Source organism: Sulfurospirillum sp. E15m (assembly GCF_059415145.1).
On sequence record NZ_JCAHZS010000002.1, the window covers coordinates 224675 to 241156 of the forward strand.

A 16482-nucleotide genomic window follows, 5' to 3' on the forward strand; every position below is an offset into this window, starting at 1 on the left:
AAATTTCATTCTAAAAAGACCAAAGCATTATTATGCAATGGTCTTTTCTTCGACAAAACGTTTGAGTTCTTTTTTATCAATAATATGATGCGCTCCACCGTAAAGATTGGCTTCAAGTTTGACCAAACACTCAGCGATAAAGGGGTCTTTTTTGGCATATGGAAGCAGGGCATCGAACAAGGCTTTATCGCTCTTGGCGCTATCAATTGCTGCAATGAAAGCTTGCGTTTGCGAAACAGGACGCATTTTTTGTCTCATGATAAACCATCTGCCCAAAAGGACTAGCACAATCATGCCTGCAACTGCATAGATGATATTGGCATAAGACTTCCATGAAACAGAGGTGTTTTCTTTGGAAGAAGGGGCTGATTCCATCACCGGTTCATTGCTTTTATTCTTTTCCAACTTTGGTGCACTCGTAGCAACTGAACCGATGATATGAATGGGTATTGCTTGGGTCTTTTTTGTCACCACAGTGTGTGTTTTAGCATCAAAATACGAGAGCTCAAAAGGAGGAATCGTAAAATCTTTATCGGACACTAGAGCGATGTGTTCGCTGAATTCTCCTTGATACACCCCTTTACTTAAAGAAGCTTCTACTTTTGGAGCATCGGCATACAGCGCAACATCGTTGATGGTGGGTTTAAAAGAAGCGATATCATCAATATTACCGTGTCCTTGAATATGAAGGATGAGATTAATGGGCTTATTGGCTTCAATAGTTGTTTTATCGACATCGGCTTTGATGGAAAAATCACCATAAAGGTAGGTATTTGCAGGTAACGCTTTCACCTCTAATTGCACTGAATTTGAAAAAATCTTCTGCCATGTAAATTGAGCTTGCATTAACAGTGAATTATTGAAAAAGCTATCCAAGCCCATTTGAGAACTCATAGGGTCTTTTACAGAGGTCCCCACACGTGAAAAGATGGCGGGAATGTCTATGGAACCTGCTTTTTTAGGAAAGAGAACATAGTCGTATTGTTTGGTGATATACTCACCTTCAACACTTTGGTGGAGGGTCTCATCTTTTTTGACCCAGAAATCTTTTAAAGAGAGTTCGCTGACTTCAACTTTATCGGCTTTTGCTCCAACGTGTTGTTTGAAAATCATACTCAATGTAACAGGCTCGCCCACATAGGCACTCTTTTTGTCTGTTTTAAGCTCCAACACAAAAGGCTCACCTGTTTTACTTGCTTTTGGCGTTAAAACGCTAATCTTTTGAGGTTCCGTCGTATAAGGTTTACCTGCTATTTTAATGGTAAAGGATGGAATGGTAACATCATGGGTCGGAGAAAATGCATAACTGCGTGAGAGACGTCTGGTGGTATCACCATTGATGATTTGAATACTACTCGCATCGGATGTTCCTAAAATAGGAAATCCTTCGATAGAGCTAACGGTTGGTAAGACAATATCGCTTCCTTGTGCACTGAGTGTAAATGTCACCGTATCACCAGGATACAATGCCATCTTATCAACGCGAATGGAAACATCGGCTAAGAGAGTTGTGCAGAAACATACGATAACAAGGGCTATTTTACCAAGGTTTTGTATTTTCATCATTCTTTCCTTTATTGCTCAACGGTAACATCAATGTATTAACCCCTCTTTGATTCAGCATTTTATCCCATTGTCGCTCTTCATGGGTACTGATGGGTGCATTTTGTTCATCTGCTTGCACTTCTCCGCCTTTTTTGTCTGCTTCATTTTGTGCCTTTTTTTTGTCAGAAGAAGGCTTCTCTTCAGGCTTTTGCGGTGTCTGTTGTTGCGCCGAAGCATTGGCATCTTGAGCATTATTTTTTGGCTCATTGGGAGATGGTTTATTTTGTTGAGGCTCAGAGTTACTTGAGTTATTCGACGCGTTATTATCTTTGGGTTGGTCTTTGAGCGAAGATTTTTGTGCGCTGTCGTTTTTTTGATTTTTATTAGATGGATTATTCTGTTTTTGCTCTTTGTTTTTTTGCTGTTTTTTTAAGAGCTCTAAATTAAACCTCGTATCTTTGTCCTCTTTGAGTTTGAGCGCTGATTCGTACGCCGCGATAGCTTTATCGTTTTGGTGTAACTGCGCATAAGCGTTGCCAATGTTGTGAAGAGTTTGAGGCAATAACGAAGGCTCTTTGACGTGTTGATACGCCTCTAAAGCTTTTTCATACGCTTTTTCTTTGTAATAGGCGTTGCCTAAATTGTATGAAGCGGCATCTTGCGTTTGATCTAAGTTTTGATACAGCGAGGTTGCCTTAGCATAATCGCCTTGCGTATAAGCTTCTTTGGCTTTATGGGCATTCCAAAAATCGAGCAATCCTGCATGCATAATGCCCATGCTACAAACAAGCATGATGATACTCTTAAACATGCGCTCTCCTTTGTGGCAACGAGATGAGGCTGAGTAAAAAGAGAAGAATACCAAGTATTAATGGGTAGTAAAAAAGCTCTTGATAGGCATGAATCGTCTCATCTTTACGTGAGCGACTTTTAAATTTAGAGCGAATATCCTCTACAATCGCTTTGATATCATCGTGATGCAACGAGTAGCGAAGATAGGCTCCATCACTTTGAAGTGCTAGCTGCCTGATGTGTTCATTTAAACGCGTAATCACGACATTACCTTTCTCATCGGTCTGCATGCCTGTATCGGTTTTGATTGCCCCGCCTTTTTCCGTGGCAATCGCATAAACATAGACTTTAATGCCATGCGTTTTTGCGTAGGCTATCTCTTGGTCAAATGTGTCATTATCGCCACCGTCGGTGAATAAAATCAATGCTTTGTGCGTGCTCTCTTTCATAAGATTTTCAGCGCTTTGAAGTGCTGAGAGAAGGTTGGTTCCTTTTTGTGAAATAGAATGTGCATTCATGTGTTCCACTAAAAAGCGTAAGGTGTGAAAATCACGACTTAAGGGAGCGACTAAAAAACCTTGTGAACTAAAACCAATCACCGCAACATTGGCTTCAGGAAAGACGTTTAAAAGGTCATCGAATTTTTGTTGTGCGAGCGCGAAGCGGCTAGGATAGACATCATCACTGAACATCGAAGAGGAGAGATCAAACCCAACGACGATATCAACCGAAGAGCTATCCACGGTGATTTCACCTTCTTTGAGCACAGGGCGCGCCAAAGCGAAGATAACACAACTGATTGCTAAAAGCATCAGTGCATTGCGAGAACGCCTTGAAAGACTGGTGCGTGAAAAACTAATTTTTGAAAATACCTCGGGTGCAAAGAGCGATTCTAGGCTACTGCTTTTACGGGTGAGAAAGTAGCTTAAAGGCAGTAATGCACACAATGCCCAAAGTGCTTCTGGCGTTAAAAATTCCACACCTTACTCCTTGTTCGAAAGTATCATGTAAAGTCCCATGAACACAAGGGCTATGAGAAGAAAATACTGAAAAAAGTACTCTTTTTTAATATATTTATCTGCGGTAATTTCACTTTTTTCCAAGCTATCGATTTGATGGTAAATCTCCTCCAAACGCTGTTTCGAATTGGCTTCAAAGAAAATACCACCTGTCTCTTTGGCGATGGTTTGTAAGACGGCAGGATTATAATCGTTTGTACCTCCAACGCCTATCGTATAGACTTTGATATGGTATTTTTGCGCCGTACGAATTGCAACGTCTAATGGAATAGTGCTGGCGTTATCCATACCATCGGTCAATAAAATGGCGATTTTATTTTTAGACGTGGAAGTTTTAAAGATATTGCTGCTTAAATACAATGCTTCATACAACGCGGTTTGATGCATCCCTGCTACTCCTGCATCCAAACGGCTTAACAGGTCTAATAAACTGTGTTTATCAAAAGTGAGCGGAACCGCGACATAGGCAAAATCACCAAAAACACTGAGTGCTAATTTATCGTCTTTGCGTGCCTCTATAAACTCTTGTACAATGGATTTGACCACATCCATTTTATGATTTTCTCGCATGGATCCGCTCACGTCTAAGACCAAGGACAGTTCGTAGCCTTTACCGTGCTGAATGATCGTTTCATCTTTGATGATAGGAGAAGCCAGTGCCGTAACAAGGGCAAAAACAGCGATGTACTTGCTGATAGGGCGCACATAACCGCCTTTATGCTTTACTTGCTCCAATAGAGGCAAATTGGGAAAAATTAAAATGGAACTTCGTATCTTGCACCAGCGAAAACAGGCAAAGAAAACCAGTAAAAGTGCAAAGGCATAAGGGTATTCAAAACTAAAATTAGCCATGGTTTACCTCGCTGATAAACGCTTTCATCCTCTCTATCATCGCCTCGCTTAATGCGGGAACCTCTTTTTTGTATTTGTATGCTTCTAAATCATGCACAATGGCTTCATACGTTTTTACATGTAAAGCATTCTCTTTCAACGCAAGATAGCCATTTTGGGTAAAAAGATAAGCCGCTTTTTTCGCATCATGAAACTCCATTTGTGTTAAAGATAGCAGCGCTTTTTCTCGAATACTGTGTGCCTTTTTACGCTGGAAGTATTGGTAGAGTTTATAGAGGGTTAAGCCAAGAAGTAAGACCAAAATGACACCACCGACAATCAACCAGAGCGGTGAAAGTGTAATATCAACTAAGCCTTTTATATCGCGTAATTGTTCCATCTTAGCCCCTAAAAAGCTCAAACAGCTTCTCGTACGGCTCTTCGTCCGTATAAAGTTTGGTGTGTTTGATTTTATGTTTTTTAAAATGTGCGATGGTCTTGGAATCGTGTTCTTCCAGACGCTTTACATACGCTTTGAGTTGTGTGCCACTCAGTGAGAAAGACGTTTGGCGCATTGTATTGGGGTCAATGAGCGTATGCTCGCCTTGTAATTTAGGACATTCTTCAAAGTGGTCTCGTACCATAATGGCATACACTTCATTGCGTCCCACCAACGCACTCAAATTGACGTCGCCGTAAAAATCTCCAATAACAAAAATAAGCGATTTACGTTTGATACGGTTTTTGACATAGTGATTGAGCTCGGTATAATCCACCTCTTTTGAGAGAGGATTAAGAGATAACGCAACATCTAGCAGTCGCTCCAACGCGCCCATTTGTTTTGTGGGCGCGTGAAAAAACTCCTCTTTTGAGCTAAAAAAAAGCGTGCTCAGATAATCATTTTGTTGTAATGTGGCAAACGAAAGAGAAGACAATACTTCAGCCATACTCTCTTGTTTAAGCTTTTGCGTACCAAAATAGATACTTCCGCTGACCAAAAAGATGACTAAGACGTTTAACGAGCGTTCTTCATTAAAGCGATTGACATAAGGAGTTTGTTCACGTGCAGTCACTTTCCAGTTGATTTTGCGTATCTCATCGCCAAACGTGTACTCTTTAATTTCTCTAAAATCAATCCCGCGTGATTCAAAGATTGAGGGATGATTGCCTGAATGAAGTGCAAAAATCTTACGTTTGGTTTTGACCAGTATGGCCTTTTTTGTCTGTTTCATAACCATACCCTTAAGGTACTTTGATGGTCTGCATGATTTTTTGAATAATGAAATCCACGCTGATACTCTCCGCTTCAGCTTGGTAATTTAAGATAATACGGTGTCTGAGTACTCCTGTGACAACCTCTGCTACATCATAAGGTGAGACGTAATCTTTGCCACGAATCAATGCTAAGGCTTTGGAAGCTTTCAGTAAATCAATAGAGGCTCTTGGACTAGCGCCAAATTGAATGTACGGCTCTAGGGATTCCAATCCAAAAGCTTTGGGAGAACGTGTTGCAAAGATGATTTGAAGCATGTATTTTTGTAAGGCTTCATCAATGTGAATGGAAGAGAGTTGCTGTTGCAAGTGCATAATGTCTTGCGTGTCAGCAACTTTTTCGATTGTTTCAAAGCCGCGTTGTACCACGCGATTAACCACTTCAAGCTCTTCTTCAAAACTGTTATAGCCTACAATGACCTTCATTAAAAAACGATCCAACTGTGCTTCAGGTAAGCGGTACGTGCCTTCTTGCTCCAGTGGGTTTTGTGTTGCCATCACTAAAAAAGGAGGTTGTAGCATGAAGCTTTCATCACCAATCGTTACTTGTTTCTCTTGCATGGCTTCCAAAAGTGCTGATTGTACTTTTGCAGGAGCTCTGTTAATTTCATCGGCTAAGAGAAGATTGGTAAAAATGGGGCCGTGTTTGATTTTGAATTCGCCGTTTTTTTGGTCATAAATTTCTGTTCCAATAACATCCGCAGGCAATAAATCGGGCGTAAACTGCACACGCTTAAAGTGCAAGCCAAGCGCTTTGGCAAGAGCGTTAATGGCAGTCGTTTTTGCAAGGCCGGGTACGCCTTCGACCAAAATATGTCCACCACTGAGCAGTGCAATGAGCATTGCATCGACAAGTTCTTCTTGTCCTACGATTACTTTTTTAACTTCTTTTTTGATTGCTTGAAGTGTGTCTTCCACGTTTTCACCTTCTTTCATTTTTTTGTTAAGCGTAGTTTATAAGACCAAAATTAATATTTTTTAAACATTATATTAATCAAAGCCTATGCAAATATCCAAATTATCAGGAAGAAAATATTATTTCACAAGAGCTTTTTGTAAAATATTTCTCTGTTCTTCTTTCGTGTAATTAAATTTAAATTCGGCTTCTTTAAGGTAGTAGATAAAATTTTCGTGATTGACACCTTTGAAATGCAACATGAACTCTTCCAAAAAAATCCAGAATTGGTTGATGATATTATTAAAAGACTGAAAGTGTGCCATTTTGTGATTGTGAAGGTATTGCGCATAATAGTGCATATCAATCAAATCACGCGAAAGGTGTTTGAGATGTGAAAATTGGTCAGGAAGAAGTAAGGTATATATTTTTGTTTCATATGCCATTCCTAACACACCAATAGAATCAAAAAAATAGTTAAAGTCACCTTTTTTAGATTGGGGAAGGAAGTAGTATTCATCGTATTGGGTGAAAGAATTTTTTTGATACGTATAACTTTGTTCAATAAAATCAATGATGGCAAGACGTATGGTTTGATAGGCTTTTTTAGCCGTGATATAATTGATGTTTAAGACATGACTGCATTGATGCGCACTCATGTTATCAATAAAGGCATTTAAAATAGATTCCATACGTAACTGTTTTTTAATGCTAAAGGTACGTTTGCATGTTGCACAACGGTATTGTGTTGGGCTAACGTGGTAAAGCTTTTTTCCTGAACAGTACAGGCATACGTATGATGACGAAAAATTCATACGATATTTTTCCTAAAAATAACTAAGAAATAGCTTTTTTTAGCTTAACTTTAAAGAGTTAGCCTATAATGAAGGAAAATAATTTAAAGGAATTCCTATGTGTAAAGATTGCGGTTGTTCCATTACCCCTACACAATGGTCTGCTCATGCTCATGAACATAGTCATGACGGACACACTCATTCACATTCACACAGCCATGACGAACACGGACATGACCATCCTCATGCTCACGACCATGACCACCATGAGCATCATCATCACGAAGAGATTCATGCCAATCCTCAGTTAAATGACAAAAAAACGATAGCCGTGATTACAAAAATCTTAGATGCAAATGATACACAAGCCGGTCATAATCGTGCTCATTTTGAAGAACATGGTATTTTGGCGATCAATCTTATGAGTAGTCCAGGCAGCGGGAAAACAACACTGTTAGAAGCAACGATTGAGACAAAGCAGATAAAGCTTGGTGTCATTGAGGGTGATTTAGAAACCAATCAAGATGCCGATAGAATTCTTGCTAAAGGTGCACCCGCTCATCAAATTGCAACAGGACAAGCGTGTCATTTAGACGCGTTCATGGTGCATGAAGGACTTCATCATTTACCAATTGAGGGATTGGATGTTGTTTTTATCGAAAACGTTGGTAATTTGGTATGCCCTGCAAGCTATGACGTAGGTAGCCATCTTAATGTGGTTTTGCTTTCTGTGCCAGAAGGCGATGATAAACCTGCTAAATATCCTGTCATGTTTAGAAGCGCTGATTTATTGCTTATCACCAAATGCGATTTATTGCCGTACTTTGATTTTAGTGTTGAAAAAGCCATTCGTGAAGCCAGAAAACTTAATCCAAAAGTGGATGTTATCGAGATTGACAGTAAATCTGGCAAAGGGATTGATCAATGGATTAATTACCTTAAAATGAAAAAAGCAATGAGATAACCATGTGTTTATCCATTCCTTCAAAAGTCGTCGAAATAGACGAAAATAATTATGCAACCGTTGATACAATGGGTGTTAAGCGCAAAGTAACGCTTGATTTAATCAGTGAACCTGTGAATATTGGAGATTATGTTCTGATTCATGTGGGATTTGCCATGAATAAAATCAGCAAAGAAGAGGCAGAAGACAGCCTTGCTGCATTTAATGAGATAGCCGAAGCTATGGCAAATGGCGAGATTAGCGAAGAAGAAGGAAATAACAACTATGTCTGAAGTTGATCTCATTGAAGGTTTTCGCGATCCTTTGCATATGAAAGCACTAGCGGCATTGATTCAAAAAGAGTGTAAAAGCAAAATTAATATTATGGAAGTTTGCGGCGGACATACGCATACGATTATGAAATTTGGTTTGAGTCAAATTTTACCCGATGAAATTGAATTTGTTCACGGTCCTGGATGCCCGGTATGCATTATGCCTAAAGAGCGGATTGACCATGCAATTGCATTAGCAAGTATGCCCAATACCATTTTAGCAACACTCGGCGATATGATACGTGTTCCGGGAAGCAAAACCTCTTTGCAAAAGCTTCGCGCCGAAGGTAAAGATATTCGCTCATTATATTCACCCCTAGATGCTATCAAAATAGCGCAAGAAAATCCTGACAAAAATGTTGTCTTTTTTGCCATTGGATTTGAAACAACCACGCCGATGAGTGCGGTATTGATGCAACAAGCTGTTGCTTTAAATTTAAAAAATATCTTTTTTCACATCAACCATGTCACGGTTCCAGAACCCGTAGATACCATTATGAGTGGTGGCGATGCCAAAATAGATGCCTTTTTGGGACCATCGCATGTGAGTGTTATCTCAGGCTATAAAATTTATGAGCCGATTGCACAAAAATATAAAACACCTATCGTGGTAGCGGGGTTTGAACCCACCGATGTGATGGATTCTGTTTTGCGTATCGTTAGGCAAATCAATGCAGGCAAACACGAAGTCGAAAACCAATATACGCGAGCAGTTTCACGAGAAGGAAATGTCAAAGCACAAGAGCTTATCAAAACCTATTTTGAGCAACGCGAACATTTTAGATGGCGAGGCATTGGCGATATTCCAAAAAGTGCCTTGAAACTTAAAGATGCTTATGCTCATATGGATGCCGAAAAAGTGTTTGATGATGTACTGCCAAAAGTTGAACTGGATGATCATAAAATGTGTATTTGTGGTAGTATCCTAAAAGGGTTGGCAAAGCCATATGATTGTAAAGTCTTTGGTAAAGCATGTACCCCAAGCAATCCTATGGGTTCGTGCATGGTTTCCAGTGAAGGCGCATGTTCAGCCTATTTTAAATATGGAAAATTGAATCTCAAAGGAAAGACGCGTGAGTGATAAAATCTTACTTTCTCATGGTGGAGGCGGCGAAGAGACGCAAAGCCTTATCAAAGAGCTCTTTTTTAAACATTTTAATAACGAAATTTTATTGCGCATGGAAGATGCGGCAAGCTTGATGATGCAAAGCCACACTATTGCTTTTACAACGGACTCGTTTGTAGTTTCTCCGCTATTTTTTAAAGGGGGAAACATTGGCAAGCTCGCTATTGCAGGAACAGTCAATGATTTAGCGATGATGGGCGCGAAACCTAAATACCTTACGTGCTCTTTTATGATAGAAGAAGGATTTGAATACGCAAAACTCGAAGAAATCGTTATGACAATGCGTGATGAAATGGCAAAAAGTGGCGTAAAAATTGTTGCGGGTGATACCAAAGTTGTCCCTCGTGGCGGGGTTGATGGCTTATTTATCAATACCGCAGGCATTGGCGAGATTATGTATGCTGGGATTTCAGCGCATAATTTGGAAGAGGGTGATTGCATTATCGTTTCCAATGAAGTGGGCAATCACGGTGCATGCATTTTAGCAACACGTGAAGAACTTGATTTAGAGAGTGATTTGCAAACCGATTGTGCCTCTTTATGGAAACCTGTAGAAGCGCTGATTGAAGCAGGTGTTTGTATTCACGCCTTAAGAGATGCGACGCGCGGTGGGCTTAGTGCTGTTTTGAACGAATGGGCTGACACATCAAAAGTATGCATCGAAGTCGAAGAAGCCAAAATCCCGGTTGCGCAAGAAGTCAAAGGAGTCTGTGAGCTTTTAGGCTTTGAACCTTATGAGTTTGCGAATGAAGGAACGATGGTGATTGCGCTTCCTCAAAGTGAAGCCCAAAAAGCACTTGAAGTGCTTAGCCAGTTTTCAGAAACGGCTAAATGCGCCATTATCGGAAAAGTCAGTAACGCTTTTACATGTAAAGTTATTTTGCATACGCCTTGGGGGTCTGAGCGATTTTTAGAACCACCAAAAGGTGAATTGTTGCCACGAATTTGTTAAAAAAGATATCCTATGCATGAATTTTCAATCGTCAATGCACTGTTAGAAATGTGTGAAAAAAATGCACGAGAAAATAACGCCACGAAAGTCACTAAAGTTGAAGTTAAAATCGGCAAACTCAGTGGCGTTGAAGCCCATCTTCTAGAAACCGCATTTAATACCTTTAAAGAAGAAACCCTGTGCGATGGTGCCGAGTTTGTGATGCACTTGCAAGACATCATTGTACGGTGCCATCACTGTAACCATGAAGCAACGTTGAGTCAAAATGAATTTATCTGTCCGAAGTGCCAAAGTGATGAAATTTCTGTGATAGATGGTGAAGAAATGGTTTTGATGCGTTTGGAAATGGAGTAATTATCAAGCAAGGCTAAAATAGGCATTTGCAACTTTTGCTATTGCCTATCTTTGTGCTTCGCTTGATTTATGTCCTATTTTTTAATCGGTTAAAAGATTTTTTTGTAATGATCCCATGCTATAATCTCTTTGTTTGTACCCTTTACATACAGGAGATTTCCATGCCGCATATCAATCTAGACGAAAAATCCCCACAAGAGCTTCGACGATTGTTAGATGTCGTTAAGACCAGCAATCTTGATTACAAAGAGAAAGAAGAATGGATTCAAAAGATACAAGACAAACTCGGTGTTGTTACGCGCGATCCAAGGAAAGAAAGAGAGCTCTTAGCCCAAATTGAAGCTGGACAAGCCGATATCGATGATCTTATGTAATGATTTTTACAGTAAAAAATCATTGACGAAGGTACATAATCCCTTCTCTTTTTGCTAAAATAGCGTCTTCACAATCAAGAGCAAAGAGTAAAGAGGAGATTCATGCAAGCGCTTTCAGACCTCATGATAGAAAAATTAACCGTTATCAAAGAGCATAAAATTATCGAATGTAAAAAGTATCCATGGTATGATGCGACTGCTAAAAAACTCAGTTCTATGTACCGTTGGTCTTATCCTAATGTCAAGACCGTCTCAACGCCTGATGGTACGATTAAGCTTGGCTGGGAAGTGGATGCTCAAACTGTCAAAGCCCTTGAAAGACGAGGACTCTTAAAAGCTCTCTCTTATGAAGTGGGTGTTCGAGGAAAATTTCCCAATCGATACGAAGCTCTTTAGTCTGCAATCCCTTTAAACGTTATATTCCCTAAGTATCGTACTTAATTCTTTTGTTTTTAGCGATACTCTAAGCCAGAATAGCTTGTTTTCATGCATTAAAAAGATAGTTATTACTAAGGCTATAACGCGAGAAAAAAAAGAACCTTTAACATGACATGTGAAGGACGTTATTAAAATATTGTGCTCAAAGCTAATCTTACATGTCTGTAATGTATAATCAGTTATCATATACCAATAAGGACTAAGTTGAATGTTAAATGAGCTACGACAAGCCACCATTGAAGATTTACCTGAAATCATTAAAATCTATAACGAAGCAATCAAAGATGGTATCTCAACTGCCGATAGTAAAATTGTCAGTGTTGAAGATAAAGTCGAATGGTTTAATTCCCATAGCGATGATCGTCCCATTTTAGTCAAAGAGTATCATGGACGCATTATTGCGTGGATTAGTATTCAGCCTTTTTATGCGAATTTATTGGCGTATAAAGATACTGCACGGATTAATATTTACATTGATAAAAATTTTCAAGGTAAAAAGTTAGGACAGCAGTTCTTGAATGAAGCCATTGAGCAGACAAAAAGCTTTCAGATTAAGACACTCTTAGCACTTATTTTTGCTGAGAACCTTCCAAGCCTCAAACTTTTTAAAAAAATTGGTTTTAAAGAGTGGGGAAATTTAAATAAAATCGCTACCATTGAAGGGGTTGATAAAGACCTTTTGATTTTAGGTTTGCGTATTCAAGAGTAAATGATGTTAAAAGATAAATGTATTATTTTTGATATGGACGGCACGCTGATTGATTCCAGTGGTGCTATGACACAAAGTGTGAATTATGTACGTGAACATTTGGGGTTAGGGCCTATTAGCAAAAAAGCGTTAGAGTACCATATCAACCAACCCGACCAACACCTCCCAAAGATTTTTTACAATACCGAAGAGTATGACCCCGCACACCGTGAGCTTTTTCGCGAGCATTATATTCAAAGTACCGCTCAAATGATTGCACTGTATCCTGATGTAAACGAGATGTTGCATTATTTATCACAGCACGCTGTTTTAGCCATTGCAACGAATGCTAGTGATTTTTTTGCGCGTCATATGCTTGAAGAGTTAAAGATATTAGAGTATTTTAGTGCGGTCGTGGGTGCCAATAATGTAGGCGAGCCAAAACCAAGTCCATTAATGTTAGAGCACATTATGCAAACGACATGTTGTAGTGTACCCAACACAATTTTAATTGGCGATAGTATTAAAGATGAACGAGCGGCAATCAATGCAGGCATTGATTTTATTTTTGCCGATTGGGGTTATGGTACCAGTGATACCGCGAATCTTAGAGCCAATAATATTCACGAGCTTATTGCCCTTTTAAATACGTTTATTTAAAAATCCCCAGTGGCAATTCTAATGTCCGCTTAATAATATTCACAGGACTTTTAAGGGTATCTAAAATCAAGTGTGTCTCGACGCTTGGGTCATCAAGCGGTCCGCTAACGTCTACATTGGTAGATATCCTTTTATCGTCTCCTAAAATCAATCCTCCTACTAAGGGAATCATATCAATTGCAGAACTAAAGGTTTTTAGCGTTTTAATTTGCAGCTTTAAATGCAGTGTATTGGTCGCGAAATCAACATCACCACTTCCAACGATATCGGCATTTTTACCACGCAGTTGCAGCTCTTCGATGTGCATGATTTCGCCGGTTTGATTAAACTCAAGGTAGCCGTTATCAACAAAGTAGCCTTCTTTATTGAAATTAGGATCGCTAAAAACCAATAGGGAAGGGATAGCATTAATCGTTGCCATCAAGTTATTAAAAAATTTGAGCTCTTTAATATACGTTTGATGCATAATAAAGGTACCGCGCATATGGGTATCATCCGTGCCATCAACATTCAGTGAAAAATTTCCTTCTTTGAAGTAGTGTTTATTAAAGAGAGCATTGGTTGCATTATCGTCCAGTGCCGTTGCATTAATACTCAACAGACTCTTTTTTTTCTCATATTCAAAGAGAGATTTTCCTCGTGTTGAACGAAGGGCTATTTCATCTTTATACAACACTAAAGAGTAGCGATCGCTCAGAACGGTTTTACTGGTATTGGAATCAATAATAGAAGAATTTTCACCAAAAATGGTTGTTTTAATAGGCATATTAAGCGATGCATTTCCATCGGGAACCAACAGGTTTAAATCTTTTACATGTAAAATAATTTCTTTATCAAAATGTAGAGATAGTTTATGGTCCAGTGTATAGGCATCCAATGATTTTGTATCGGTAGAAAGAGCAATCTCTAAATGATTTAACGTTTGATTGTTGTCTAAAAAAGGTGTGGAAACATCATTGAGGACAATGGAGGCATTAAATGTATTGAAATCTTTCGTTTGAACATCCAGTGTGCCTGTGGTGAGATTGTTTTCTTGCATAAAAGGGGATAGCGGCAATAACAAAGAGAGGTCACTCATTTTAAAAGAATTGGTGGTATCTCCAAAGGTTATTGTCGTGCCAAGAGAAGGAAGCGATATGCGTGTTGCATTATCGTCAATATCGAAAGAGCCGTTTTGATCCATCAATTTATGCGTATCAAGGAGTGTATTTCCACTAAAATCTAAGAAAAGTGAATTGATATCGACTTTTCCGTCAAAGTGCCCTTTTTGTGTATCAAACACTCCCGTAGCATTAAGGTCAAAAAGATTTTTATAACGCATGTTGGTATGATCCAGTGTCACGATAAAATTATTGAGTGACACGGCACCCGCATTTGTAGACATTGGAACACCACTCAGTAAAAAATTGCTAGGAGAGAGTTTAAAAAGTCCCGTTGCATTAATATCATAAGGCAAAAAACGAATATCAAGCTTGATGGAGGCGTCTGTAAGCCCTGAAGTTTGAGTAATAGGCACATCAATATTAAAAGCATGTAAAATTTTATGTATTTTATCATCGAGCCTTGCTTTGGTATTTAAATCAACCACGATGCCTGTGCCCTTCGTTAGGAGATTGTAGATGAATACATCGGCTTTTTGAATGTTTTTTGACTCATACATTGGATTGCTGATATCAAAGAGAAGCTTGTCATTTTCAAGCGTAATACCAATAGCATCAGCATGAGCCGCAGGAACGCTTGGTTCAAAAGAAATCAAAGCATCTTGAACATGAGCATGTCCTTTCATTTCTAACGGAAAATAATCACCTGTGTCAATATCGAATTTACCTTCTAAATCATCTAAAATATATTCTTTTGCAACAATGTTCTCATGAATCCATGCTTTAACAATGGGTTCTAATTCTACTTGTGTGACCAAAAAGTTCATAAAATCACTTAAGGCTTTATTATCAAATTTTTCACTTTGAAGATGGTATGTAAGAAGGGATTGTTTTAACTCAAGCAGTGCACGACCTTTTAATCCAAACGTCTCGAAGTTTCCTTCAAATGAATACTCTTTTTGCCTAATGTCACTGCGTACCAACCCTTTTACATGTAAAGCATAATCTTTCAAAAATGCTTCATCAACATCAATATTAAAACGCCATTTATCAACAGGAAAAATATGAAGTGTTACGTTTAGATGTTTACTCTCTAATGTAAAAAGACCATCATCATATGATAATGCAAATGTTTCGTTGTCGTATAAAATATGTTTGATATCAATATGGCTAAAAAATTGATTGAGATAGGGAAAATTTTGTATGAGTGTTGTGCTCTCTTCTAAAGAAGTGTCCACTTGTGTTTCTTTCTTGATTTCAAGAGACTCAATCATTACAATCAATTTTTTATCTAGTTTTATATATAATTGATCAATTTTTATTTTCGGTAGCGTCATGCTATCAATCGAAATTCCATTGACCAGGGTCCCAATTAATGCTACGAAAAAAAGAACGATGAATAAAAAAAAGATCCAAATATTTTTAATGGTATGTGATGTTGCTTTAATAATCATATATTCACTTCTGTTTCACTTGTCAAGACCTATGAGTTCAACTTCCGTTGCATTTGTTCCTCAAGGCTCAATTTCTCAAATTATAGCATATATGGTTGAGAAAAATTTTGACTTGCATCCCAGGGTCGATAAATATCTTCTCTACCTTATTGGCTCGCCTCAGGCTGGTTGGGTGAGCATTAATGAAAAAGTCCTCACACGAGGTGATTTCCTTTATAAACTGAGCCATTCAAAGGCGCCACTGAAAATTATTACCTATATTCCTGGAGAAACCAAAGAGTTACTGATGGCACAAATTGCACTTGAATTTGACCTCTCGTACGATAAATTAATGCAAGAATACGCCCTCGCAACACCGTATGAAGACGGTTTGATTGTGCCTGAGACCTATTATATTCCCGTAGGAATCAGTGAAAAGCATCTGATACACTTTTTATTAGCCCATGCCAAAAAGTATCATAAAGATGTTTTCGAGAAAATATTTGGTGAATTTAATGAAGCTAAATGGCAAAAATTCATTATTATTGCCTCTATTATTCAAAAAGAAGCCGCCAATAATGAAGAGATGCCTTATGTCTCCTCCGTCATCTACAATCGTTTGAAAAAAGACATGAAACTGCAAATGGATGGGACGTTAAATTATGGAAAATATTCGCATGTGAAAGTAACGCCACAACGTATTCGAGAAGATACCTCCTCTTATAATACTTATATGCATAAAGGTTTACCGCCACAACCGGTGTGTAGTGTCAGTAAAGAGGCCATTTTTGCGGCTATTTTTCCAAAAACGACGAATTATCTCTATTTTGTAAAGAATAAAAATGGGACGCATACCTTTTCTCAAAATTATGAAACACATTTGGAAAATATTCGTAACTGATTTTAATAAACAAATTGGTAGCATTACCAAAAT

Annotated in this window: 19 protein-coding genes; 10 read left to right on the forward strand and 9 right to left on the reverse strand. The window is 38.6% G+C overall.

Features of this window, described 5'->3' with window-relative positions; genetic code table 11:
* Window positions 1-30: 30 nt before the first annotated feature.
* From AC5SLP_RS05245 to AC5SLP_RS05280, 8 genes are all read right to left on the reverse strand, one after another.
* Complete coding sequence (locus AC5SLP_RS05245) at window positions 31-1563, reverse strand: BatD family protein (protein ID WP_495254095.1); 1533 nt, start codon at window positions 1561-1563, stop codon at window positions 31-33.
* Entirely contained in the window at window positions 1541-2356 is an 816-nt protein-coding gene (locus AC5SLP_RS05250) for a tetratricopeptide repeat protein (protein ID WP_495254096.1), read from the reverse strand. The genes AC5SLP_RS05245 and AC5SLP_RS05250 overlap by 23 nt, the downstream gene beginning before the upstream one ends.
* Entirely contained in the window at window positions 2349-3317 is a 969-nt protein-coding gene (locus AC5SLP_RS05255) for a vWA domain-containing protein (RefSeq protein WP_495254097.1), read from the reverse strand. The genes AC5SLP_RS05250 and AC5SLP_RS05255 overlap by 8 nt, the downstream gene beginning before the upstream one ends.
* 3 nt (window positions 3318-3320) lie before the next feature.
* Window positions 3321-4208, reverse strand: a complete 888-nt coding sequence (locus AC5SLP_RS05260) for a vWA domain-containing protein (RefSeq protein ID WP_495254098.1) — start codon at window positions 4206-4208, stop codon at window positions 3321-3323.
* Complete coding sequence (locus tag AC5SLP_RS05265) at window positions 4201-4587, reverse strand: hypothetical protein (RefSeq protein ID WP_495254099.1); 387 nt, start codon at window positions 4585-4587, stop codon at window positions 4201-4203. Before AC5SLP_RS05265 ends, AC5SLP_RS05260 begins: the two co-directional genes overlap by 8 nt.
* Before the next feature lies 1 nt (window position 4588).
* Window positions 4589-5419, reverse strand: coding sequence for a DUF58 domain-containing protein (locus tag AC5SLP_RS05270; RefSeq protein WP_495254100.1), 831 nt, complete (start codon window positions 5417-5419; stop codon window positions 4589-4591).
* 10 nt (window positions 5420-5429) lie between these two features.
* Entirely contained in the window at window positions 5430-6377 is a 948-nt protein-coding gene (locus AC5SLP_RS05275) for an AAA family ATPase (protein ID WP_495254101.1), read from the reverse strand.
* Window positions 6378-6494: 117 nt separating this feature from the next.
* On the reverse strand, window positions 6495-7169 hold the full coding sequence (locus AC5SLP_RS05280) for a hypothetical protein (RefSeq protein ID WP_495254102.1): 675 nt from the start codon (window positions 7167-7169) through the stop codon (window positions 6495-6497).
* Between the two features lie 97 nt (window positions 7170-7266).
* Here AC5SLP_RS05280 and hypB point away from each other — a divergent pair, with 97 nt between their 5' ends.
* From hypB to AC5SLP_RS05325, 9 genes are all read left to right on the forward strand, one after another.
* Window positions 7267-8112, forward strand: coding sequence for a hydrogenase nickel incorporation protein HypB (gene hypB, locus AC5SLP_RS05285; RefSeq protein WP_495254103.1), 846 nt, complete (start codon window positions 7267-7269; stop codon window positions 8110-8112).
* Window positions 8113-8114: 2 nt separating this feature from the next.
* Complete coding sequence (locus tag AC5SLP_RS05290; protein ID WP_495254104.1) at window positions 8115-8384, forward strand: HypC/HybG/HupF family hydrogenase formation chaperone; 270 nt, start codon at window positions 8115-8117, stop codon at window positions 8382-8384.
* Window positions 8377-9504 (forward strand): hydrogenase formation protein HypD, encoded by a 1128-nt coding sequence (gene hypD, locus AC5SLP_RS05295; RefSeq protein ID WP_495254105.1) that lies wholly within the window; start codon window positions 8377-8379, stop codon window positions 9502-9504. Before AC5SLP_RS05290 ends, hypD begins: the two co-directional genes overlap by 8 nt.
* Window positions 9497-10501 carry a hydrogenase expression/formation protein HypE gene (gene hypE, locus AC5SLP_RS05300; protein WP_495254106.1) on the forward strand — a complete coding sequence of 335 codons (1005 nt, stop codon included), beginning with the start codon at window positions 9497-9499 and terminating at the stop codon, window positions 10499-10501. Before hypD ends, hypE begins: the two co-directional genes overlap by 8 nt.
* Before the next feature lie 12 nt (window positions 10502-10513).
* Window positions 10514-10855 carry a hydrogenase maturation nickel metallochaperone HypA gene (gene hypA, locus AC5SLP_RS05305; protein ID WP_495254107.1) on the forward strand — a complete coding sequence of 114 codons (342 nt, stop codon included), beginning with the start codon at window positions 10514-10516 and terminating at the stop codon, window positions 10853-10855.
* Between the two features lie 161 nt (window positions 10856-11016).
* Window positions 11017-11229, forward strand: a complete 213-nt coding sequence (locus AC5SLP_RS05310) for a hypothetical protein (RefSeq protein WP_495254108.1) — start codon at window positions 11017-11019, stop codon at window positions 11227-11229.
* Between the two features lie 102 nt (window positions 11230-11331).
* Window positions 11332-11625, forward strand: coding sequence for a hypothetical protein (locus AC5SLP_RS05315; protein WP_495254109.1), 294 nt, complete (start codon window positions 11332-11334; stop codon window positions 11623-11625).
* Between the two features lie 250 nt (window positions 11626-11875).
* Window positions 11876-12376, forward strand: a complete 501-nt coding sequence (locus AC5SLP_RS05320) for a GNAT family N-acetyltransferase (protein ID WP_495254110.1) — start codon at window positions 11876-11878, stop codon at window positions 12374-12376.
* 3 nt (window positions 12377-12379) lie between these two features.
* A complete protein-coding gene (locus AC5SLP_RS05325) occupies window positions 12380-13015 on the forward strand; it encodes an HAD family hydrolase (RefSeq protein WP_495254111.1) in 636 nt (211 codons plus the stop codon).
* Here AC5SLP_RS05325 and AC5SLP_RS05330 read toward each other — a convergent pair.
* Window positions 13008-15569, reverse strand: coding sequence for a YhdP family protein (locus tag AC5SLP_RS05330; protein WP_495254112.1), 2562 nt, complete (start codon window positions 15567-15569; stop codon window positions 13008-13010). The genes AC5SLP_RS05325 and AC5SLP_RS05330 overlap by 8 nt on opposite strands.
* On the opposite strand from AC5SLP_RS05330, the gene mltG reads away from it, so the two are divergent.
* Entirely contained in the window at window positions 15460-16449 is a 990-nt protein-coding gene (mltG, locus tag AC5SLP_RS05335) for an endolytic transglycosylase MltG (RefSeq protein WP_495254147.1), read from the forward strand. The two genes, AC5SLP_RS05330 and mltG, sit on opposite strands and share 110 nt — an antisense overlap.
* Window positions 16450-16482: the final 33 nt, after the last annotated feature.